This is a genomic window from Pseudomonas sp. 05N434, from assembly GCF_056396965.1.
This window is the reverse complement of record NZ_JBFTMK010000955.1, coordinates 1-913: the sequence shown is the minus strand read 5'-3', so window position 1 is coordinate 913 and position 913 is coordinate 1. Positions and strand designations below refer to the sequence as shown.

The following is a 913-nucleotide window of genomic DNA, read 5'->3' as shown; positions in this document are numbered from 1 at the left end:
TCGCGTAACTGAGCAGCGAGGTCTTGTCGCGCTGCACATCGGCCTGATCGATGCGCAGCAAGGTATGGCCGAACATCGACGACGGGCTGTTCAGGTAGGCGGCCGGGAAAATCATCACCGCACTGTGGGGTGAAACGTCCTTGAACCATTGCTTGAATTCAGCACAGTCCAGCGACGGCAGATCCGTCAGGTCAAGTTGCGCCTTGAGCCAGCGAGTACGGGCCGGATAGACGCATTGCGCATGCTGCTCGCCGGCACTGGCCGGGGCATACAGCGCCTGTACGGTCGCCGCCAGTTCGCGGTCGGGGTGTTCGTTGCCATCGGAGGCGAGAAAGAATTTCTTGTCGCTGACATAGCTGCGCCAGCCACCGAGCTTGGCGGTTTCGTAATGACCCAGGGAAATCCAGAAGGGGTCGTTGGCCAGTTGCTGCAAACGTTGATTGTCGATGTGGGGCGCGGCGGACAGCGGGGCGCAGACACAGAGCGCCAGCCAGGCAAGGCGTTTGAGCATAGTGAGCAACTTAAGTCGAAAGAAACAAAGACCCAAAGAGGCAGGCCAAAAGGGCCGGGGTCAAAAAAATAAAACCCGCTCCCCAAAGAGAGCGGGACGGGTCGAGCTTAAGCTTGAGTGGCGTACTTAGCCAGACGAGGATCGTTCTTCAATACGGCCAGGGTATTGGTATGCACGTCTTCAGCGGTCACGTCAGCCTTGCTGAAAATTTGCTGGAAGTGTTGATGAGTCACGGCGGCGAAGTGCGCACGGTCTTCCGGCGCCACGCCCAGTACCACGGCGTAAGTGGTCAGCGCTTCGCCCTGACCTTTAGCCATGTCTTCGGACAGCTCGTTCATCATGCCATTCATGGCAATCCAGGATTTGCCGCCATAGGTCAGCGCCGCATTGGTCGAGCAACCG

At 58.5% G+C, this 913-nt stretch carries 2 protein-coding genes; both read right to left on the bottom strand.

Features of this window, described 5'->3' with window-relative positions; genetic code table 11:
• Positions 1 to 511 (bottom strand): DUF7843 domain-containing protein (locus AC1DLB_RS31025; protein WP_477786406.1); only part of this gene is annotated, 511 nt, incomplete at its 3' end.
• Positions 512 to 618: 107 nt separating this feature from the next.
• The coding region (locus AC1DLB_RS31020; RefSeq protein WP_477786405.1) for a DUF3015 family protein at positions 619 to 913 on the bottom strand (295 nt) is incomplete at its 5' end.